This window comes from Streptomyces sp. NPDC041784 (genome assembly GCF_055591025.1).
Window position 1 is genome coordinate 324,337 of the sequence record NZ_JBVJAB010000005.1, and the last position, 16,947, is coordinate 341,283.

At 72.5% G+C, this 16,947-nt stretch carries 16 protein-coding genes and 1 pseudogene; 9 read left to right on the forward strand and 8 right to left on the reverse strand.

Annotation, left to right across the window (positions count from 1 at the left end; all coding sequences use genetic code 11):
* Positions 1-54 precede the first annotated feature (54 nt).
* The 4 genes and pseudogenes from ACZ6D7_RS13760 (at position 55) to ACZ6D7_RS13775 (ending at position 3,698) form a co-directional block, all read left to right on the forward strand.
* Positions 55-1,227 (forward strand): thiolase C-terminal domain-containing protein, encoded by a 1,173-nt coding sequence (locus tag ACZ6D7_RS13760; RefSeq protein WP_469488988.1) that lies wholly within the window; start codon positions 55-57, stop codon positions 1,225-1,227.
* A 90-nt stretch (positions 1,228-1,317) separates the two neighbouring features.
* Entirely contained in the window at positions 1,318-2,286 is a 969-nt protein-coding gene (locus ACZ6D7_RS13765; protein WP_469488991.1) for an expansin EXLX1 family cellulose-binding protein, read from the forward strand.
* Positions 2,287-2,307: 21 nt separating this feature from the next.
* Complete coding sequence (locus tag ACZ6D7_RS13770) at positions 2,308-2,973, forward strand: pyridoxine/pyridoxamine 5'-phosphate oxidase (protein ID WP_469488994.1); 666 nt, start codon at positions 2,308-2,310, stop codon at positions 2,971-2,973.
* 225 nt (positions 2,974-3,198) lie between these two features.
* Positions 3,199-3,698: pseudogene (locus tag ACZ6D7_RS13775) on the forward strand (DUF5753 domain-containing protein).
* 84 nt (positions 3,699-3,782) lie between these two features.
* On the opposite strand, the gene ACZ6D7_RS13780 reads toward ACZ6D7_RS13775, so the two are convergent.
* The 7 genes from ACZ6D7_RS13780 to ACZ6D7_RS13810 form a co-directional block, all read right to left on the reverse strand.
* Complete coding sequence (locus ACZ6D7_RS13780; RefSeq protein WP_469488997.1) at positions 3,783-5,426, reverse strand: IS200/IS605 family accessory protein TnpB-related protein; 1,644 nt, start codon at positions 5,424-5,426, stop codon at positions 3,783-3,785.
* Entirely contained in the window at positions 5,423-5,995 is a 573-nt protein-coding gene (locus ACZ6D7_RS13785; protein WP_469489000.1) for an IS607 family transposase, read from the reverse strand. Before ACZ6D7_RS13785 ends, ACZ6D7_RS13780 begins: the two co-directional genes overlap by 4 nt.
* A 256-nt stretch (positions 5,996-6,251) precedes the next feature.
* Complete coding sequence (locus ACZ6D7_RS13790) at positions 6,252-6,611, reverse strand: hypothetical protein (RefSeq protein ID WP_469489003.1); 360 nt, start codon at positions 6,609-6,611, stop codon at positions 6,252-6,254.
* Complete coding sequence (locus ACZ6D7_RS13795; RefSeq protein ID WP_469489006.1) at positions 6,608-7,090, reverse strand: hypothetical protein; 483 nt, start codon at positions 7,088-7,090, stop codon at positions 6,608-6,610. The genes ACZ6D7_RS13790 and ACZ6D7_RS13795 overlap by 4 nt, the downstream gene beginning before the upstream one ends.
* A 77-nt stretch (positions 7,091-7,167) precedes the next feature.
* Positions 7,168-7,779 (reverse strand): GNAT family N-acetyltransferase, encoded by a 612-nt coding sequence (locus ACZ6D7_RS13800; protein WP_469489009.1) that lies wholly within the window; start codon positions 7,777-7,779, stop codon positions 7,168-7,170.
* Positions 7,780-7,862: 83 nt separating this feature from the next.
* Positions 7,863-8,273: a Zn-ribbon domain-containing OB-fold protein gene (locus ACZ6D7_RS13805; protein ID WP_469489011.1), complete on the reverse strand. Its 411-nt coding sequence runs from the start codon at positions 8,271-8,273 to the stop codon at positions 7,863-7,865.
* A gap of 137 nt (positions 8,274-8,410) precedes the next feature.
* Positions 8,411-8,857 (reverse strand): DoxX family membrane protein, encoded by a 447-nt coding sequence (locus ACZ6D7_RS13810; RefSeq protein WP_469489014.1) that lies wholly within the window; start codon positions 8,855-8,857, stop codon positions 8,411-8,413.
* A gap of 460 nt (positions 8,858-9,317) precedes the next feature.
* On the opposite strand from ACZ6D7_RS13810, the gene ACZ6D7_RS13815 reads away from it, so the two are divergent.
* The 5 genes from ACZ6D7_RS13815 to ACZ6D7_RS13835 all read left to right on the forward strand — a co-directional run bounded on the left by ACZ6D7_RS13815 (position 9,318) and on the right by ACZ6D7_RS13835 (position 15,986).
* Positions 9,318-10,526 carry a flavin-containing monooxygenase gene (locus ACZ6D7_RS13815; RefSeq protein WP_469489017.1) on the forward strand — a complete coding sequence of 403 codons (1,209 nt, stop codon included), beginning with the start codon at positions 9,318-9,320 and terminating at the stop codon, positions 10,524-10,526.
* Between the two features lie 171 nt (positions 10,527-10,697).
* Positions 10,698-12,188: a flavin monoamine oxidase family protein gene (locus ACZ6D7_RS13820; RefSeq protein ID WP_469489020.1), complete on the forward strand. Its 1,491-nt coding sequence runs from the start codon at positions 10,698-10,700 to the stop codon at positions 12,186-12,188.
* A 121-nt stretch (positions 12,189-12,309) separates the two neighbouring features.
* Positions 12,310-14,535 (forward strand): acetate--CoA ligase family protein, encoded by a 2,226-nt coding sequence (locus ACZ6D7_RS13825; protein ID WP_469489022.1) that lies wholly within the window; start codon positions 12,310-12,312, stop codon positions 14,533-14,535.
* Between the two features lie 10 nt (positions 14,536-14,545).
* A complete protein-coding gene (locus ACZ6D7_RS13830) occupies positions 14,546-15,172 on the forward strand; it encodes an ankyrin repeat domain-containing protein (RefSeq protein WP_469489025.1) in 627 nt (208 codons plus the stop codon).
* Positions 15,138-15,986 (forward strand): enoyl-CoA hydratase/isomerase family protein, encoded by an 849-nt coding sequence (locus ACZ6D7_RS13835; protein ID WP_469489027.1) that lies wholly within the window; start codon positions 15,138-15,140, stop codon positions 15,984-15,986. The genes ACZ6D7_RS13830 and ACZ6D7_RS13835 overlap by 35 nt, the downstream gene beginning before the upstream one ends.
* A gap of 33 nt (positions 15,987-16,019) precedes the next feature.
* Here ACZ6D7_RS13835 and ACZ6D7_RS13840 read toward each other — a convergent pair whose 3' ends face one another.
* The gene (locus ACZ6D7_RS13840; protein WP_469489028.1) at positions 16,020-16,943 is read right to left on the reverse strand and encodes a hypothetical protein; all 924 of its coding nucleotides are present in this window, start codon (positions 16,941-16,943) and stop codon (positions 16,020-16,022) included.
* Between the last annotated feature and the right edge of the window lie 4 nt (positions 16,944-16,947).

Sequence of the window (16,947 nt, forward strand, 5' to 3'; positions counted from 1 at the left end):
GGTCCGTCATATTAGGAGCAGCGCAACGAGATGCACAGAGGGAGGCGGCCCTTCATGACAGCGGGAACCCGGAAGGTGGCCGTGGTCGGCGTGGCCCTCTCCGACTGCGGCCGCGTGGACGACGCGACCCCGTACGCCCTGCACGCCCAGGCGGCCCGGCGCGCGCTGGCGGACGCGGGCCTCGACCGGTCGCTGGTGAACGGCTTCGCCTCCGCCGGGCTGGGCACCCTGGCCCCCGTCGAGGTCGCCGACTATCTGGGCCTGCGCCCCACCTGGGTGGACTCCACCTCGGTCGGCGGCTCGACCTGGGAGGTCATGGCGGCGCACGCGGCCGACGCGATCGCGGCCGGCCACGCCGACGCCGTCCTGCTGGTCTACGGCTCCACGGCCCGCGCGGACATCCGGGCCGGCCGGCGCACGGGCACGTTCGCCTTCGGCGGGCGCGGCCCGCTCCAGTTCGAGGTGCCCTACGGCCACACGCTCGTCGCCAAGTACGCGATGGCCGCGCGCCGCCACATGCTCGAACACGGCACGACGATCGAGCAGTTGGCGGAGGTCGCCGTCCAGGCGCGGGCGAACGCGGCCCTGAACCCGGAGGCGATGTTCCGCGACCCGGTCACGGTGGACGACGTCCTGTCCGGCCGGATGATCGCCGACCCGTTCACGAAGCTCCACTGCTGCATCCGCTCCGACGGCGGCGCGGCGGTCCTGCTGGCGGCCGAGGAGTACGCACGGGACTGCCGTACGGCCCCCGTGTGGGTCCTCGGCACCGGCGAGCACGTCTCGCACGCGAGCCTGTCGCAGTGGGAGGACCTCACGGTGTCCCCGGCGGCGGTCAGCGGCCGGCTGGCGTTCGCGCGGGCCGGGGTAGGTCCGCGGGAGATGGACTTCGCTGAGATCTACGACGCGTTCACGTACATGACGCTGGTGACCCTGGAGGACCTGGGCTTCTGCGCGAAGGGCGAGGGTGGGGCGTTCGTGGAGAAGGGGCGGCTCCGGGTGGCGGGCGGTGAGCTGCCGGTGAACACGGACGGGGGCGGACTGTCGGCCCAACACCCCGGGATGCGGGGCCTGTTCCTGCTGGTGGAGGCGGTACGGCAGCTGCGCGGCGAGGCCGGGGAGCGGCAGGTCCGGCGCGGGGACGGCGGGTTGCCGCGCCTGGGGGTGGCGTCGGGCACGGGCGGGTGGTTCTGCTCGTCGGGGACGGTGGTGCTGGGACGGGATTGAGAGCGCCGGCAACCTTTCCGAGCCCGGCGGCCACTGGGTAATCGGAAGGTCTGCCGGACCTGCACCCCCGAACCGCGTAAGGATTCATCCGTGGCATCCACCTCACACCGCCGCTCCCGCCCGGAGCGCCGCACCCCCCGCGCATCGGTCGTCTCCGTGGTGGCCCTGGCCGCCGTGGCGCTCGTCGTATCCCTGGTCGTGGCGTTCCGTCCCGACGGCGGGGGCAGCGACGGCGCCGACAAGGTCGCGCCGGTGGCGGGGGCGGGGGTGAGCGGGTCACCGACGGCGGCATCGGCGCCGCCGTCCGCGAAGCCGTCGTCGGCGTCCCCGAAGCCGAGCCCGACGGCCGAGGCGAAGAAGACCCCCTCGGCTTCCCCGACCACTGCATCGGCCCGCCCCTCCGCGAGGAGCACGCCGCGGGACTCCTCGGCCGGAGGCTCACTGGCGGGCCGCATCCGCCCCGGCGCCACCTACCGGGGCGTGGCCACCTCCTACGACATCGGCGACGGCAACGGCGCCTGCTCCTTCGGCCCGACCGCCGACGTGATGACCGCGGCGATGAACACGGCGGACTACGAGACGTCGAAGGCGTGCGGGGCGTACGTGCTGGTCCGGGCGGGCGGCAAGTCCCTCACGGTCCGCATCACGAACCTGTGCCCGGCGCCCTGTGCTCCCGGTCAACTGGACCTCAGCCAGCAGGCGTTCGCCAAGCTGGCCCCGCTCTCGACGGGCCGGATCCCGATCACCTGGACCCTTCTGAGCCCCGCCACCTCCGACACCATCTCGATCCGCTACAAGACGGGCTCCAGCCAGTACTGGTGCGGCATCCAGGCGATCGGCCACCGCAATCCGCTGGCCCGCCTGGAGGTCCGTACGAGCGGCGGCACCTGGCTTCGCCTCCCGCGCGCGGAGTACAACTACTTCCTCTCCGAGCAGGGCACCGGCTGCGGGGGCAAGATCAGGCTGACAGACATCTACGGGGAGCGGCTGACGGTGGACGGGATCGCGGTGCGGGCGGACGCGGTGCAGGGGACGGGAGTGCAGTTCGCCCGGCACTGACCCCGGCCGGATACTTCGTCCATGGCTACGGATCTTCATGAGCTGCTGAGGTCGCTGCGGGTGTGGGCCCCGGGCGCGACGGAGCTGCGCCCCTTCGGCCCGGCGTCGGCGCCCGACTCCCCGCTGGCCCTCTTCACGGAGTGGTTCGCGCAGGCGGTGGCGGCGGGCGAGCGCGAGCCGCACACCATGACCCTGGCGACGGCGGACGAGGACGGTCTGCCGGACGCCCGGATCGTGATGCTGCACGGCGCGGACGCGGACGGCTGGTCCTTCGCGACCCATGCCACGAGCCGCAAGGGCCGCCAGCTCGCCGCCCGCCCGTACGCGGCGCTCACCTTCTACTGGCCCGCGCTCGGCCGCCAGGTCCGCATCCGCGGCCCGATCACCACCGCCCCCGCCCGAGCGGCCCAGGCCGACCTGCACGCCCGCTCGGTCGGTGCCCTGGCCGCCGCCCTGACGGGCCGCCAGAGCGAGCCGCTGACCTCCCTGGAGGAACTGGCCGCCGCCTCCGAGGCAGCCTGGCGGCACGCCCGGGCGAACCCCACCGCCGAGTCGGAGACCTGGACCCTCTACCACCTCCACCCCGACGAGACGGAGTTCTTCCAGGGCGACGAACACCGCCGCCACGTCCGCCTGACGTACCGCAGGGACGGGGAGGGCTGGTCCCGGGGGCTGCTGTGGCCGTGAGGGCCCGACCGGCCCCCGGATCAGGCCGCGCGTTCCTCGAACACGACGGTGTTCCGCCCGTCGGAGACCACGACTGCCACGACCAAGCGTACGTCGATGCTGGCCGACCTGGCGGCCGAGAGCAAGCGGGGCTGGTGGGACACGTACGGGGGTCAACTCCCCGCGGCGCTCATGGACATCGCGGAACTGGAATGGCACGCCAGGCGGGTGCGGGCCGGCCTGGCCATGCACGTACCCGGCCTGCTCCAGACCGACGCGTACGCCCGCACCCTGTTCTCGGCCGCGCTCCCTCCCCTCTCCCGGGCCGAGGTCGAACTACGCGCGGCCCTCCGGCTGCAACGCCAGCAGGTGATGCACGGCGAGGACCCCATCGGATACGTCGGTTGGTGCACGAGGCCGCGCTGCGGGTCGAGTTCGGCGGCGCCAAGGTCATGCGGGCGCAACTCGAGCAGCTCTGCGAACTGTCCGAGCAAGGCAACATCGACGTACAGGTGATCCCTTTCCGGGCCGGAGCCTTCCCCGGAGCCGGGCAGGCCGTGATCTACGCGGAGGGGCCGGTACCCCAACTCGACACCGTGGAACTGGACGCGGCACACGGCCCCGAGTCCCTGCACGGACAGTCCCAGCTCGACAAGTACCGCGCGCACCTGGACTGGATGGAGTCGGCATCCCTGTCGTCCGCCGACTCGCGTGACTTCATGCACCGCATCGCCAGCGACTTCTGAGGAGCCCCCGATGAACCAGATCACCTGGGAAGACCCGTACTGCGGCGAAGGCAACAACTGCTTCCGCATAGGCACCGACCGTTCCTAAAAACTGAGCGGGAGTGAGTCCTGTTGCCAGGAGCCATGCTCAGCCGCGTGTCCCGAACGGTGTTGGGCACGCTGGTTCCCCGCTGTGACCGCACGGCCGGTCGCCGCCCTCTGGGGGCTGGTTCCGTTCCGTGTCCGGCGGAGTCCCTCACGCCCCCGAGTACCACGATCGGCCTGGACGGTCCGATGCCCGCCACCATCGCTCTGGTGGTGGCGGGGCGGTTTCGTCCGTCGCCGGATCGGGTGCCCGAGGGCGCGCCTTCCGATCGCGATGCCCGCCGCGTCGTGGCGGGTCATCGCACGCTTGCTGCTGGTCAGGGGTGTCTTCCAGTGCTCGGCGCCCCACTTGGAGGTGTGCGCCGGGTCGACGGCGACCAGGGCCAGGCCGTGCTCGGCGGCCATGTTCACCAGCCTGGCCTTGACCTTGCCAGTGGGGATGCCGTGGATGAGCTGCCGGAAGCGCTTCTTGCAGCCGAACTTCTCGCGGGTCTTCCCGTCGGAGAAGTCGAGGTCTTCGACGGCGATCGCGGTGACGCCGATCCGGGTGGCCCAGCGCAGCAACCGGCTGAGCGCGTGGCGTAGCTGCGCGTCGCGGTGGTCCGCCGAGCCGGTGAGGTCGTAGGTGAACCGTTGCGGGTCACCGACCGGGTTGCCGTGCTGGTCGAGGCGGTACGCGGCGAAGTGGTCGGCGTTCGTGTCCACACCGATCAGCCCGCCCGCCCGCGCCGCCTCCAACGGGATGGTCCGCACGGCGGGGCGCTTCCACGAGGCGGTCAGGTACCAGCGGCCCTTGGCCACGTCGTAGTGGATCTCGTACGCGACCGCACGGTTGTGGGCGATGCGGTCGGCCCACTCCTCGCCCCGGTGCTGGAACGCGACGCGGCTGGTCAGGACGTACCGGCCGCGCGGGCTGTTGGCCAGGTACTCCAGCGGCTTGGGCAGCTTGATCGAGACCTCGCCGTCCGGGGCGACGCGGATCGTCTCGTTCCCGAACCGCTTCCCCGACTCGCCGTCCGCGCTCAAAAACCAGCGGGCAGCCTCCCAGCGTTCCCGCCATCCGGTCTCGGTGAGTTGGGCGGCGGCCAGGTTGTGCCGGTTGTTCGCGAGCCTCTTCCCGCCGCGCACGACGTGCACCCGGCCGGTCGCGATGTCCTCCGAGACGGCCGCGAGACGGGCCTTGAGGATGTGGAGCCGGCGGGACTTGCGGAACCACTCCGCCTGCGACCGGTACCCACCCGGCCTGCCCTTCGTGCCCTTCTCCCCGACCGGGAGGGACAGGCGGTGCCCAAGCATGCGGATGCCGTCGGTGAGCTTGTCGCGGTACGCGAACTGGCCGCGCCGGGCCAGGGCGTACTGGTCGTGGGTGCCCTTGGTGACGGCACCGGCCCAACGCGACGACGACTCGGCGGTCAGGTCCTGCTTGCGGGTGGCCCAGGTCTGATTGGTGCGCCCGAAACCGGCCCGCGAGTACAGGGCGAGGTCAGCGGCTGCGAGGGAACCGACGTGGGCGCCGACCAAGCGCAGGACCTTGTCGTCCTGGGGTGTGAGGTCCTTGAACCGGTCACGGATCGCGACACCCGTCGCGTCCTGGACCACGAACGGGTCCCGGACGCCACGGAACGGCTCCTTACGCTCGTTCACTGCGCGGCCGCCTCAAGTGCTTTCCGCGCCCGGTTCCTCGCCGAGCGGCGGCCGTACAGGCGGGCACAGAACGAGGTCAGGACCTCGGTCATGTCGCGGACCAGGTCGTCCTCGACCTCGCACTCGTCGAGGACGACCAGGCGGCGGCCGTGCGCGGCCAGAGCGGCCTCGACGAGCTCAACATTCATCCGGCCGAGGCGGTCCTTGTGCTCGACGACCACGGTCGTTACGGCCGGGTCGGCCAGCAGCCGTCGGACCTTCACCCGCGCTCCGTTCATGCCCGAGGCGATCTCCGACTCCACACGCACGACCCGGTGCCCGGCCTTCGCCGCCCACCTGGCGAGGCGCGCGGTCTGCCGCTCCAGGTCAGCCTTCCGGTCGTGGGAGGAGACCCGGGCGTACAGGCCCACACCACCGGTGACATCGACGGCCTGGCCGGCCTCGATGTTCACCAGGATCGTGCGCGGACCCACCCGCATCGCGGGCACCGGCAGCGTTCCTTCACGAAACCAGCGGCGCGCGGTCTGCGGGTGGACACCCTGAGCCTTCGCCCACTCAGTCAGATTCACAGTCCCGACCGTAAGGGGCACTCACCCATGAACGCCCATAATCGCTCGTTCTTCACTAGAACGAGTGCGGTTCAAACCCCACCGGCAACGCCTACATCGCGATCGCCGGCCAGGAGGACACCCCCCTGACCGACACCCACGAGGCCCTCCGCGCCCTCATCCTCAACATCAAGGCGGGCAAGGCCGACCACCTGCTGTGAACGAGGGGCGGGTCAGGCCGGGCAGGAATGCGCGGCGGAGAAGAGCGCGCGTGGCCTCAGGAGCGATCCGTGGCGCGAGGGTGGCCGGTGCCGGCGAAGGTGACCCAGCAGGTGTCGCGGGACGTGTCCAGGAGATACCAAACGCGTCCACCGCCGGTCACTTCGATCTGCCACTGCTGGCAGATCCGCCCCCGGTACGCACCGTGCGCCAGGCTGCCCTTGAGGCGGTGGTGCCGGGGCGTCTCGACGCGCGGTGCCGGGTCCGTGCGCATGACGGTCCAAGCCCGGTACGTGTTCTCACGCGCCTGCTGTGCCAGGTACTCCCAGCCCTTCGCCGCGGCCGCGTCCGCGAAGCGGACCTCCCACTGGCCTTCCGGTGCCGGCGGCGCGGCACGGTCGCCGCGACCGGCGCTCACATGGCCTCCCGCGGATCCGGGGCCGGACCGTAGTCCTCGGTGTGATGCCTGGTCAGCGCCGCCAGCAGTTCGGGGTCGGAGTGGACCTCGGCCGTGTGCTGCCAGGCGATGAGCAACTGGGCGACGGACGCGCTGTTGCCGACGGAGTCCGCCGCCCGCATGGTGTCGACCAGTTCGACGGCGAAGGCGTGGACGTCGGCCTCGGGGAGGAAGCGGACCCAGGGAAACGCGTCCGGCAGTATGTCCAGAAGAAGGTCCGTGCTGCCGGGCTCCCGGCGCGCCAGCGCGGCCAGCATCCGCGTCGCGGCCGACACCACCGTCCGGTCCTGCTCGGCCCGGGTGGCGGTCGTGAGGACCAGGTCCTCCCCGTCTCTGCGGTGCAGCAACAGCCGGGGCGACTCCTTGAGCCGGGCAAGGGTCTGCTTGTTCTTGTTCACCAGCTCGGAGAAGTTCACAGCGGCGGCGTTCTCTGGGGCCATAACTTCGAAAGTACTTCGAAAGTTCCGCCTCCGCCACCATCCGCCTCCGGGCTCACTCGAAAGAGCGCGCCGTCGGTTCAGCAGTGCCGCGGCGCCTCCGGCTCCGCGTCCGGTGCCAGCCGGCCGTGCAGGTGGACGTCCCGGAAGGCGTCCCGGCGTTCCGCCTCCCACATCGCCCCGCGCAGCGTCCCCTCGTACCGGAACCCGCACCGCTCCGCGATCCGGCAGGACGCCTCGTGGCCGAGGGCGTGGCCCAGTTCCAGTCGGTGCAGGCCGACCTCGGTGAACGCCCAGCGGGCCGCCAGCAGCAGGGAACGGGTGGCGACGTGCCGGCCGCGCGCCTCCGGAAGGACCCAGTAGCCGACCCGGGCGACGCTGATGACCCGGTCGATCGCGTTGACGCCGATCTGTCCGAGGACCGTCCCGTCGGCGGCGTCCGTGACGCAGAAGGTCGTGCCGGTCCCGGTGGCCGTCTCCGCGGCCTTGGCCTCCAGCGAGGCCTGGGCGCTCGCGCTGTCGGTGATCGTCCGCAGCGGGGTGTTCCAGCGCCGGAAGTCCTCGTCGACGTGCCCGCGCAGCCACGCGTCCACGTCGACCGGGGACTCGGGGTCCCAGGCACGCAGGAGCAGGCCGTGGCCGTGGAGACCGGCGGCGAGAGGGGTGGGCTGCGGCTCGCGGATGTCGGTCATCCGGCCATTGAACACCCCGGATCTTTCACCCCGTCCGTCACACCCGGTCAACCGGTCACCCCGTCACCCGGGGCCCGCCTCGCTCACACGGGCCGCAGCACCGGCCGGAACACCGGGATCCCCTCCCGAAAGGTCACCGCCAGGGCCATCCCCATCCGCAGCTCGCCCTCGCCCTGCCCCGCCCCCACCACTTCCGTCGACATCCGCGGCCCCTCCGCGAGATCGACCACGGCGGCGACGTACGGTGTCCGCGCCCCGAAGGGCGGCAGGTCGTTGCGGTGCACCACCGACCAGGTGTGGAGCGTGGCCCGGCCGCTGGCGTCCTCCCAGGTCACGGCCTCGCTCCAGCAGTACGGGCAGAACTCCCGGGGGTAGTGGTGGGCCCGCCCGCAGTCCGCGCAGCGCCGGATCAGCAGCCGGCCCTCGGCGGCCGCGTCCCAGTACGTGCGCGTGAAGGCGTCGGCCTCGGGGACGTCGTACCGCGCCTCACCCATCGTCACCACCCGTTCCCACCCGTCGTCATCGAGAGTTCCCGTCCATCGTCATCGCCGGGCCTCGGCCGTCATCATCGCCGGGCCTCAGCCGTCGTCATCGCGGGTCCTCGGTCGTCGTCATCGCGAGTTCCCGCCCGTCAGAACCACCCCAGCACACTGTCCACCGACCACGTCTGCCAAGCCATCCCGCCCAGGCCCACCAGCGAGATCAGCGCCATCATCCCGTTCTGCCCCTGCTCGGCCCAGTCATGGATCATGAGGACGAGGTAGATCAGGTTGAGGAGCAGGCCGGCGGCCAGGGCGATCGGGGTGAGGAATCCGAGGACCAGCCCGAGCCCGAGCGCCAGTTCCGCGTAGACGACGACGTACGCCATCACGCGCGGCCGTGGCTCGACGACCACCGCGAAGCCCGAACGGACCACGTTCCAGCGGTGCTTGGTGGCGACGTCCGCCGCCCAGGCGATGCCGGAACCCTCGAACCAGCTCTTCTTCTCCTTGTGCCGCCAGCTCTCCAGCCACCACAGCCCGAGCCCGATCCGCAGGACGGCCAGCCATTCCGCACCCGTGAGCCAGATCGCATCCATGAATCTGACGGTACGTCAGATCAGCGGCTCCGGGAAGCCTGCACGTCGGATGAGAGGCCAACACCGACCCGGGCGACTTCATCACCTGGATCGCGAAGGTGACGGGGTACAAGGCCAAGAGCAAGAAGTGACCCATGCCCGGGGGAGCAACCCCGGGCCCCTGAACGCGGCGGCGTCCGTTTCCCCTCATAGCTTCTGACGCCGTCCGCCCGCGACGCCTGGCCCCTGCGCACCTGGACCAGGCGTCGCACCTTTCCCAGGACCGGGATTTCTCCACGCCGGGATCTCTCCACGCCGGGATCTCTCCACGACCGGGATGTCTCCACGAACAGGACTTCTCCACGACCAGGTGAAGTACGTCACCGGTCCCACCCACACCTCCCCCAAGCGTGATCGATCCGCAACCAATTCCGGTCTTGACCGAGACCCATCAACCGCCCGCGTGATTACGCTCGCGCTCATGGAAGACTCCGCACCGTCCGCGCCCGCCCCCGAGCCCGCCCCCGCGCCCGTCGCGATCACCACCGCGAACCCCGCCGACCGCCCGGTCTACGTCATCGGCGGCGGCCCCGGCGGACTCGCCACCGCGCACGCCCTGCGCGCGCAGGGGATACGCGCCGTCGTCGTGGAGAAGGCCGACCGGATCGGCGCGTCCTGGAGCCGCCACTACGACCGGCTGCATCTGCACACCACCCGGCGGCTGTCCTCCCTCCCCGGGCTGAAGATGCCGCGCCGGTTCGGGCGCTGGGTGCGGCGCGACGACGTCGTGCGGTACCTGGAGAAGTACGCCGAGGTCCACGAGCTGGAGATCGTCACCGGCGTCGAGGTCTCCCGGATCGAGCGCTCCGTGGACGGCACCGGCTGGCTGCTGCACGCCACCGGCGGGCGCGAGCTGACCGGTTCGGCGGTCGTCGTCGCCACCGGCTACAACCACACCCCGTACCTGCCGGACTGGCCCGGCCGCGAGACGTTCGACGGCGACCTCGCGCACGCCGCCGACTACCGCGACGGCAAGCCGTACGCCGGCCGGGACGTCCTCGTCGTCGGCGTCGGCAACACCGGTGCCGAGATAGCCGTGGACCTGGTGGAGAGCGGGGCCGAACGGGTCCGGCTGGCGGTGCGCACGGTCCCGCACATCGTCCGCCGCTCGACCGCCGGCTGGCCCGCCCAGTACAGCGGCATCCTCGTACGACGCCTGCCCGTCGGCCTCGTCGACCGGATCTGCCGGGTCATGGCGCTGAGCCTGCCCGACCTCTCCGCGCACGGCCTGCCGCGCCCCGACACCGGGCTCTACACGCGGGCGAGACAGGGAGCGATCCCGGTGCAGGACGTCGGCCTGATCGACGCCGTGCGCAAGGGCAAGGTCGAGGTCGTGGCCGCCGTGGAGGCCTTCGAGGAGGGCGGGAAGGTGGTCCTCGCGGACGGCACCCGGATCTCGCCGGACGCCGTGGTCGCCGCCACCGGGTACGTCCGCGCCCTGGAGACCCTGGTCGGCCACCTCGACGTGCTCGACGAGCGCGGTCTGCCCCTCACGCACGGCCCGCGCGCCCCCCAGAACGCGCCCGGCCTGTACTTCACCGGCTTCACCACCCCGATCAGCGGCACCCTGCGCGAGCTGGCGATCGACGCTGAGCGGATCGCGAAGGCCGTACGCCGCCGACTCGGGTAACCCCTCCCGAAACGCCTTCCGCGGCAACAGCTGCGCCGCAACTCCCTTACCGCCACACCTATTTACTCATGCGTCAGATGTGACGAGAGCGTTGTCCCGCGCCCACGCGCGGAGCCAGAATGTGAGCCCTGTTCACCTTTCCAGCTCCGCCCCTCTCTACGGAGGCCGCACGTGGCAAGTGAAAGACACCTCTCCCGCCGCTCCCTGCTCGGCCGCACCGCCGCCGTGGCCGCCGGCGCGACCGCCCTCACCGCGACCGCCGCCGGTACGGCGTCCGCGGCCACCCGGGACGTGGACGTCGCGATCGTCGGCGCCGGCCTGGCCGGTCTCACCGCGGCCCGCGACCTGGTGGCGGCCGGGAGGACGGTCGCCGTCCTGGAGGCCCGCGACCGCGTCGGCGGCCGAGTGGTCAACCTCTCCCTGGCGAACGGCGGGGTGACCGAGGGCGGCGGCGAGTTCATCGGACCCACCCAGACCCGCATCAAGGCCCTCGCCGACTCCCTCGGCGTCGGGACCTTCGCCACCTACAACACCGGCAAGAACCTGCTCTACAAGGACGGCAAGAAAACCGCGTACGCCACCGACGGCGTACTCGGCTCGGTCCCGCCGATCGATGTGGCCGGGCTCGCCAACGCGGCGATCGTGCAGGCCTCGCTGGACGACATGGCCAAGCAGGTGCCGGTCGAGGCGCCGTGGACCGCCGCCAAGGCGGACGAGTGGGACCGGCAGACCTTCGAGACCTGGCTGCGCGCCAACGCCGTCGTGCCGTCCGCCAAGTTCCTGCTCGACGTGGCCTGTACGTCGATCTTCTCGGCCGAGCCGCGTGAACTCTCGCTCCTGTTCGTGCTGTTCTACATCGCCGCCGCCGGTGACGCCTCGAACCCGGGCACCCTGGAGCGCCTGACCGAGACCGCGAACGGCGCCCAGGAACTGCGGTTCGTCGGCGGCTCGCAGCTGGTGCCGGTCAAGCTCGCCGCCACGCTCGGCGACCGGGTGGTGCTGAACGCCCCGGTGCACACCATCACCCGGTCCGGCGGCAGTTACGTCGTCACGGCGGACGGCGTCACCGTCACCGCCCGGCGGGTCGTCGTCGCCGTACCCCCGCCGCTGGCGGCCCGGATCGTGTACGACCCGCTCCTCCCGGCCGCCCGCGACCAGCTCACCCAGCGGCTGCCGATGGCCTCGGTCGGCAAGGCGATCGCGGTCTACGACACCCCCTTCTGGCGGGCCGACGGCCTGAACGGCCAGGTCGTCAGCGACACCGGGGTGATCAGCTCCACCTTCGACAACTCCCCGCCGGACGCCTCGTACGGCGCGCTGATGGGCTTCATCGAGGCCGACAAGGCGCGGGAACTGGACGCGGCGAGCGAGGCGGAGGTCAGGGCGGCTGTCCTGAAGGACTACGTGACGTACTTCGGCGAGAAAGCCGGCTCCCCCACGTCGTTCGTCCTGCAACGCTGGAACAACGAGCGCTACACCCGGGGCGGCCCCGTCTCCATCGCCGCGCCGGGCGTCCTGACCCAGTACGGCCCCGCCCTGCGCGCACCCGTCGGCGGCATCCACTGGGCGGGTACGGAGACGTCCGTCCACTGGATGGGCTTCATGGACGGCGCGGTCCGCTCGGGCGAGCGGGTGGCGAAGGAGGTGCTGGCGGCCCTGTAGGACGTCCGTCGCCCGTCTGGTCCGTCCCTTTCTGTGTGCACACCCATTCCTGACATCCCGTCAGGTCTGTAATCTGACAGAGCGTCAGTTACTTGGCAGTCACACAGGAGCGGGCGGACCGATGCTTGGATCAACCCACGGCACCCTCACCACCGACTCCCGCCGAGCCCGCGTCATCGCGTGCGGCGAGCAACCCGGACCGGCCGTGCACGGCCGGCCGGCCGACGCGGACGATCTCGACGTCAGCGGCCGGCCGCTGTACGCGGACGCCCCCGATCTGGACCGGTTCTTCCGGCCCGAGTCGGTCGCGGTCGTCGGCGCCTCGGACGCCGAGGGACGCCCGAACACCGGTGTCACCCGTCAACTGGTGCGCTGGGCCGAGCGGGTGGGGGCGCGGCTGCATCCCGTGCACCCCACCCGCGCGTCGGTCTTCGGCATCCCCTGCGCCCCGTCCGTGACCGAACTGCCGGAACAGGTCGACCTCGCGGTCCTGCTGGTGTCCGACCCGCTGCCGGTGATCGAGCAGCTCGCCGAGGCGAAGGCGAGGTTCGTGGTCGTCTTCGCCTCCGGCTTCGCGGAGACGGGCGAGGCGGGGGCCGCCGCGCAGGCCCGCCTCGCCACGGCGGTGAAACGTTCCGGGATGCGGCTGCTGGGCCCCAACACCAACCTCAACGCCTTCGAGCACTTCCGCGACGACCTCGACGGGCCGTCGATCGCGCTGATCACCCAGTCCGGCCACCAGGGCCGCCCGGTCTTCGCCCTCCAGGAGCTCGGCATCCGCCTCTCCCACTGGGCGCCGACCGGCAACGAGGCCGATCTGGAGACCGCCGACTTCGTCTCGTACTTCGCCGAACGCCCCGAGGTCGGCGCCATCGCCGCCTATGTCGAGGGCCTCAAGGACGGCCGCGCCTTCCTGCTCGCCGCCGACCGGGCCGCGCGGCGCGGGGTGCCGGTGGTCGCGGTCAAGGTGGGCCGCACCGAGACCGGCGCCCGCACCGCCGCCTCCCACACCGGCAAGCTGACCGGCGCGGACGAGGTCGTCGACGCCGCGATGCGCCAGTACGGCGTGATCCGCGTCGACGGCCTCGACGAACTCCAGGACACGGCGGCCCTGTTGGCCCGCGCCCGGCCGCCGCGGGCCGACGGGGTCGTCATCTACTCGATCTCGGGCGGCACCGGCGCCCACGCCGCCGACCTCGCGACCGCGGCGGGCCTGCGGCTGCCGGCGTTCTCGCCCGCCCGGCAGGCCGAGCTGCACCAGTGGATCCCCGAGTACCTGAACGTGGCCAACCCTGTGGACAACGGCGGCCACCCGGTGGGCGACTGGCGCGGCCGGAAGATCATCGACGCGATTCTGGACGACCCCGCGGTGGGCGTCCTGATCTGCCCGATCACCGGGCCGTTCCCGCCGCTCAGCGACCGTCTCGTGCGGGACCTGGTGGACGCGGCCGAGCACACGGACAAGCTGGTGTGCGTGGTCTGGGGCTCCCCGGTGGGCACGGAACCGGCGTACCGCGAGGTCCTCCTGGGCTCCTCCCGGGTGGCCACCTTCCGCACCCTCGCCAACTGCGTCACGGCGGTCCGCGCGCACCTCGACCACCACCGCTTCGTGAGCGACTACCGCTCCCCCTTCGACCAGGCCCCGCGCACCCCGTCCCCGTCCTTCCGCAAGGCCCGGATGCTGATGCGGCCGGGCCAGCAGCTCAGCGAGCACGCGGCGAAACAGCTGCTGCGGGCGTACGGCATCCGGGTCCCGCGCGAGCAGCTGGTCACCAGCGCGGCGGCGGCCGTACGGGCGGCGGGGCTGGTCGGCTACCCGGTGGTGATGAAGGCGTCCGGCGCGCAGATCGCCCACAAGACCGAGCTGGGCCTGGTGAAGATCGGCCTGACCTCGGCCAGCCAGGTCCGCGACGCCTACCGCGAGCTGACCGACATCGCCCGCTACGAGGGCGTGGGCCTGGACGGCGTCCTGGTGTGCCAGATGGTCGAGCGGGGCGTGGAGATGTTCGTCGGCGTCACCCACGACGACCTCTTCGGGCCGACGGTGACGGTCGGGCTCGGCGGGGTGCTGGTGGAGGTCCTGCGGGACGCGGCCGTACGGGTCCCGCCGTTCGGTGAGGACCAGGCCCGCGCGATGCTCGACGAACTGCGCGGCCGGGCCCTGCTGGACGGCGTCCGGGGCCGCCCCCCGGCCGACCTGGACGCCCTCGTCGAGGTGATCCTGCGGGTGCAGCGGATGGCGCTGGAACTCGGCGACGACCTCGCCGAACTCGACATCAACCCGCTGATGGTGCTGCCGTGGGGGCAGGGGGCGGTGGCACTGGACGCGCTGGCGGTGTGCCGTTGAGGATCTTCGGATGGACGACAGCGAGTGGGCACGGATCAAGACGCTCACCGAGGCGGTGGGCCGGGGGGACCTGGCCGAGGTGAAGGCGCTGATCGCGGCGGGGGCGGCGGATCCCGACGAACGGATCGGCGAGTACGCCGACCTCACGCCGCTGACGCTGGCGGCGGGCTGGGGCCACCTGGCCGTCGTCGAGGCGCTGCTCGACCTGGGCGCCGATCCGTCGCTCCCCAACAGATTCGGCCCGTTCCCCCTGCTGGAGGCGGCGATCACGGGCGACACCGAGGTCGTGGACCTGCTGCTGGACCGCGGGGCGGACCTCACGGCCCGGTACAAGGAGAAGACCGTCCTGGACTGGGTGCTGAGCCGTCCCGGCAGGGAGGACCTCGCACAACACCTGCGCGACCGGGGCGCGCGGCCGGGCCGAACGGACCGGACGGGCCGGACGGGCCGGACGGACCGGACGGACCGGATGGACCGGATGGACCGGATGGACCGGACGGACCGGACGGACCGGACGGACCGGACGGGCCAGCCAGAAGGGCCTGACCGATCTGACCGGACCGACCGGCCCCGGAGGTCACCCGACGAGACGGAGCGAGCCGATGCCCGACGACCAGTGGATCCTGGCCACGACTGACGACCACGTCACCCACCTGACCCTCAACCGCCCCGAGGCCCTCAACGCCCTCGCCCCCGCCCAGCGCGACGAGCTGATCGGGCTGCTCGCCGACGCCTCCGCCGACCCGGACGTCCGGGCGGTGGTCCTCACCGGAACGGGCCGGGGCTTCTGCGCGGGCGCGGACCTGCGGGGCGGGGGGCCGACGGGCCGGCGGGGGGCGGCGGGCGAGCGGGGGTCTGCGGGCCAGCGGGTGGCGGCGGGCGAGCGGGTGGCGGGCGATGTGGCCCGTACCCTCCGCCTGGGCGCCCAGCGTCTGATCGCCGCGGTCCTCGACTGCGAGAAGCCGGTGATCGCCGCCGTGAACGGCACGGCGGCCGGCCTCGGCGCGCATCTCGCCCTCGCCTGCGACCTGGTCCTGGCCGCCGAATCGGCCCGTTTCATCGAGGTGTTCGTCCGCCGCGGCCTGGTCCCGGACGGTGGCGGCGCCTATCTCCTGCCCCGGCTGATCGGCCCGCAGCGCGCCAAGGAGCTGATGTTCTTCGGCGACGCGCTCACCGCGGCGGAAGCCGAACGCCTCGGCCTGGTCAACCGGGTCGTCCCGGACGACGATCTGCCCAAAACGGCCCGCGACTGGGCCGCCCGCCTCGCCGCCGGCCCCACCCGCGCCCTGGCCCTCACCAAGCAGCTCGTCAACGCCTCCCTCGACACCGACCGCGCCACCGCCTTCGCCGCCGAGGCCGCCGCCCAGGAGATCAACATGACGACGGCGGACGCGCGGGAGGGTGTGGCGAGCTTCGTGGAGCGGCGGGAGGCCCGTTTCCGGGGCCGGTGAGCCGGCCGGGGGCCGAGCGCCGCACCCCGGCGCTCAGGAGGACGCCCGCTCCAGGATCCGTACGTCCCCCGCGTCGGGGTCCCCGAACACCGCGAAGAGTTCGGGGGCGCGGTCCGTGCCGCTGATCGTCCAGGTCATGTCCTCGCCGCAGCCGCTGCCGGTGCCGCTGCCCGCTGCGAGGTGCACGACGACGGCGTCCCGGTCGGAGTAGCCCGCCCGGCCGAGAGCCCACTCGCCGGTGCCGTCGCACACGAGCACGTCCCCGAACCCCACCCCCGGGTCCTCGGCCGGCATCCTCGTCAGCTCGGCCCGGCCGCCCGGCCGCAGCCGCAGCACCGCGCCGTCCTCGCCCCGCCAGACCCCGGCGAGCCGGGCAGCGGACAGCTCGGGGGGTTCGTACTCCTCGATCAGGCCGGTGATCGTGGCCAGAGCGCCGCCCGCGACGGTGAGCACGGACAGCGCGACGCAGGCCACCCCCGCCCGCCACCAGGTGCCCCAGGTGCCCCACGGCCGGCGCCGCACCAGGGCCACCGCGAGGACGGGCAGGACGCCGAGCACCACGAGGACCAGGGCGGTGGTGAAGAACGGCCATTCCCCCAGGACGGCCGCCGCCCCGGCCCACCCCACCGCGACCAGCGCCGTGCCCAGCAGGTGCCGCGCCCCCTCGGGCCAGGGCACGCGGCGCAGCGCGGTGCGGGCGAGGGTGGCGCCCGGCATGATGTGCGCGCACGCGTGCAGCAGGCCCAGCACCGGCAGGTACAGGGGCGCGAAGAGGAACAGACAGGCCAGGCCCCAGGTGGGTCCGATCAGCCCGTAGTCCTCCTGCACGGCCGTCAGCTGGATCCACCACAGGAGGAAGACCGCCGGGAGCTGCGCCGCCCCCGCCGCCGCGGCCGCGGTCGTCGCGGCCTTCCCCCAGTTCAGGCCTGTCCTCGTGCGTATGCCGTCCCACCCCATGGCG

Excerpts from the sequence above, each read along its gene's own strand:
- ACZ6D7_RS13835 (WP_469489027.1), top strand. The coding sequence starts at position 15,138 with ATGCCCGACGACCAGTGGATCCTGGCCACGACTGACGACCACGTCACC.
- ACZ6D7_RS13795 (WP_469489006.1), bottom strand. The coding sequence starts at position 7,090 with ATGGCCCCAGAGAACGCCGCCGCTGTGAACTTCTCCGAGCTGGTGAAC.
- ACZ6D7_RS13760 (WP_469488988.1), top strand. The coding sequence starts at position 55 with ATGACAGCGGGAACCCGGAAGGTGGCCGTGGTCGGCGTGGCCCTCTCC.
- ACZ6D7_RS13800 (WP_469489009.1), bottom strand. The coding sequence starts at position 7,779 with ATGACCGACATCCGCGAGCCGCAGCCCACCCCTCTCGCCGCCGGTCTC.
- ACZ6D7_RS13770 (WP_469488994.1), top strand. The coding sequence starts at position 2,308 with ATGGCTACGGATCTTCATGAGCTGCTGAGGTCGCTGCGGGTGTGGGCC.
- ACZ6D7_RS13805 (WP_469489011.1), bottom strand. The coding sequence starts at position 8,273 with ATGGGTGAGGCGCGGTACGACGTCCCCGAGGCCGACGCCTTCACGCGC.
- ACZ6D7_RS13840 (WP_469489028.1), bottom strand. The coding sequence starts at position 16,943 with ATGGGGTGGGACGGCATACGCACGAGGACAGGCCTGAACTGGGGGAAG.
- ACZ6D7_RS13825 (WP_469489022.1), top strand. The coding sequence starts at position 12,310 with ATGCTTGGATCAACCCACGGCACCCTCACCACCGACTCCCGCCGAGCC.
- ACZ6D7_RS13830 (WP_469489025.1), top strand. The coding sequence starts at position 14,546 with ATGGACGACAGCGAGTGGGCACGGATCAAGACGCTCACCGAGGCGGTG.
- ACZ6D7_RS13815 (WP_469489017.1), top strand. The coding sequence starts at position 9,318 with ATGGAAGACTCCGCACCGTCCGCGCCCGCCCCCGAGCCCGCCCCCGCG.
- ACZ6D7_RS13810 (WP_469489014.1), bottom strand. The coding sequence starts at position 8,857 with ATGGATGCGATCTGGCTCACGGGTGCGGAATGGCTGGCCGTCCTGCGG.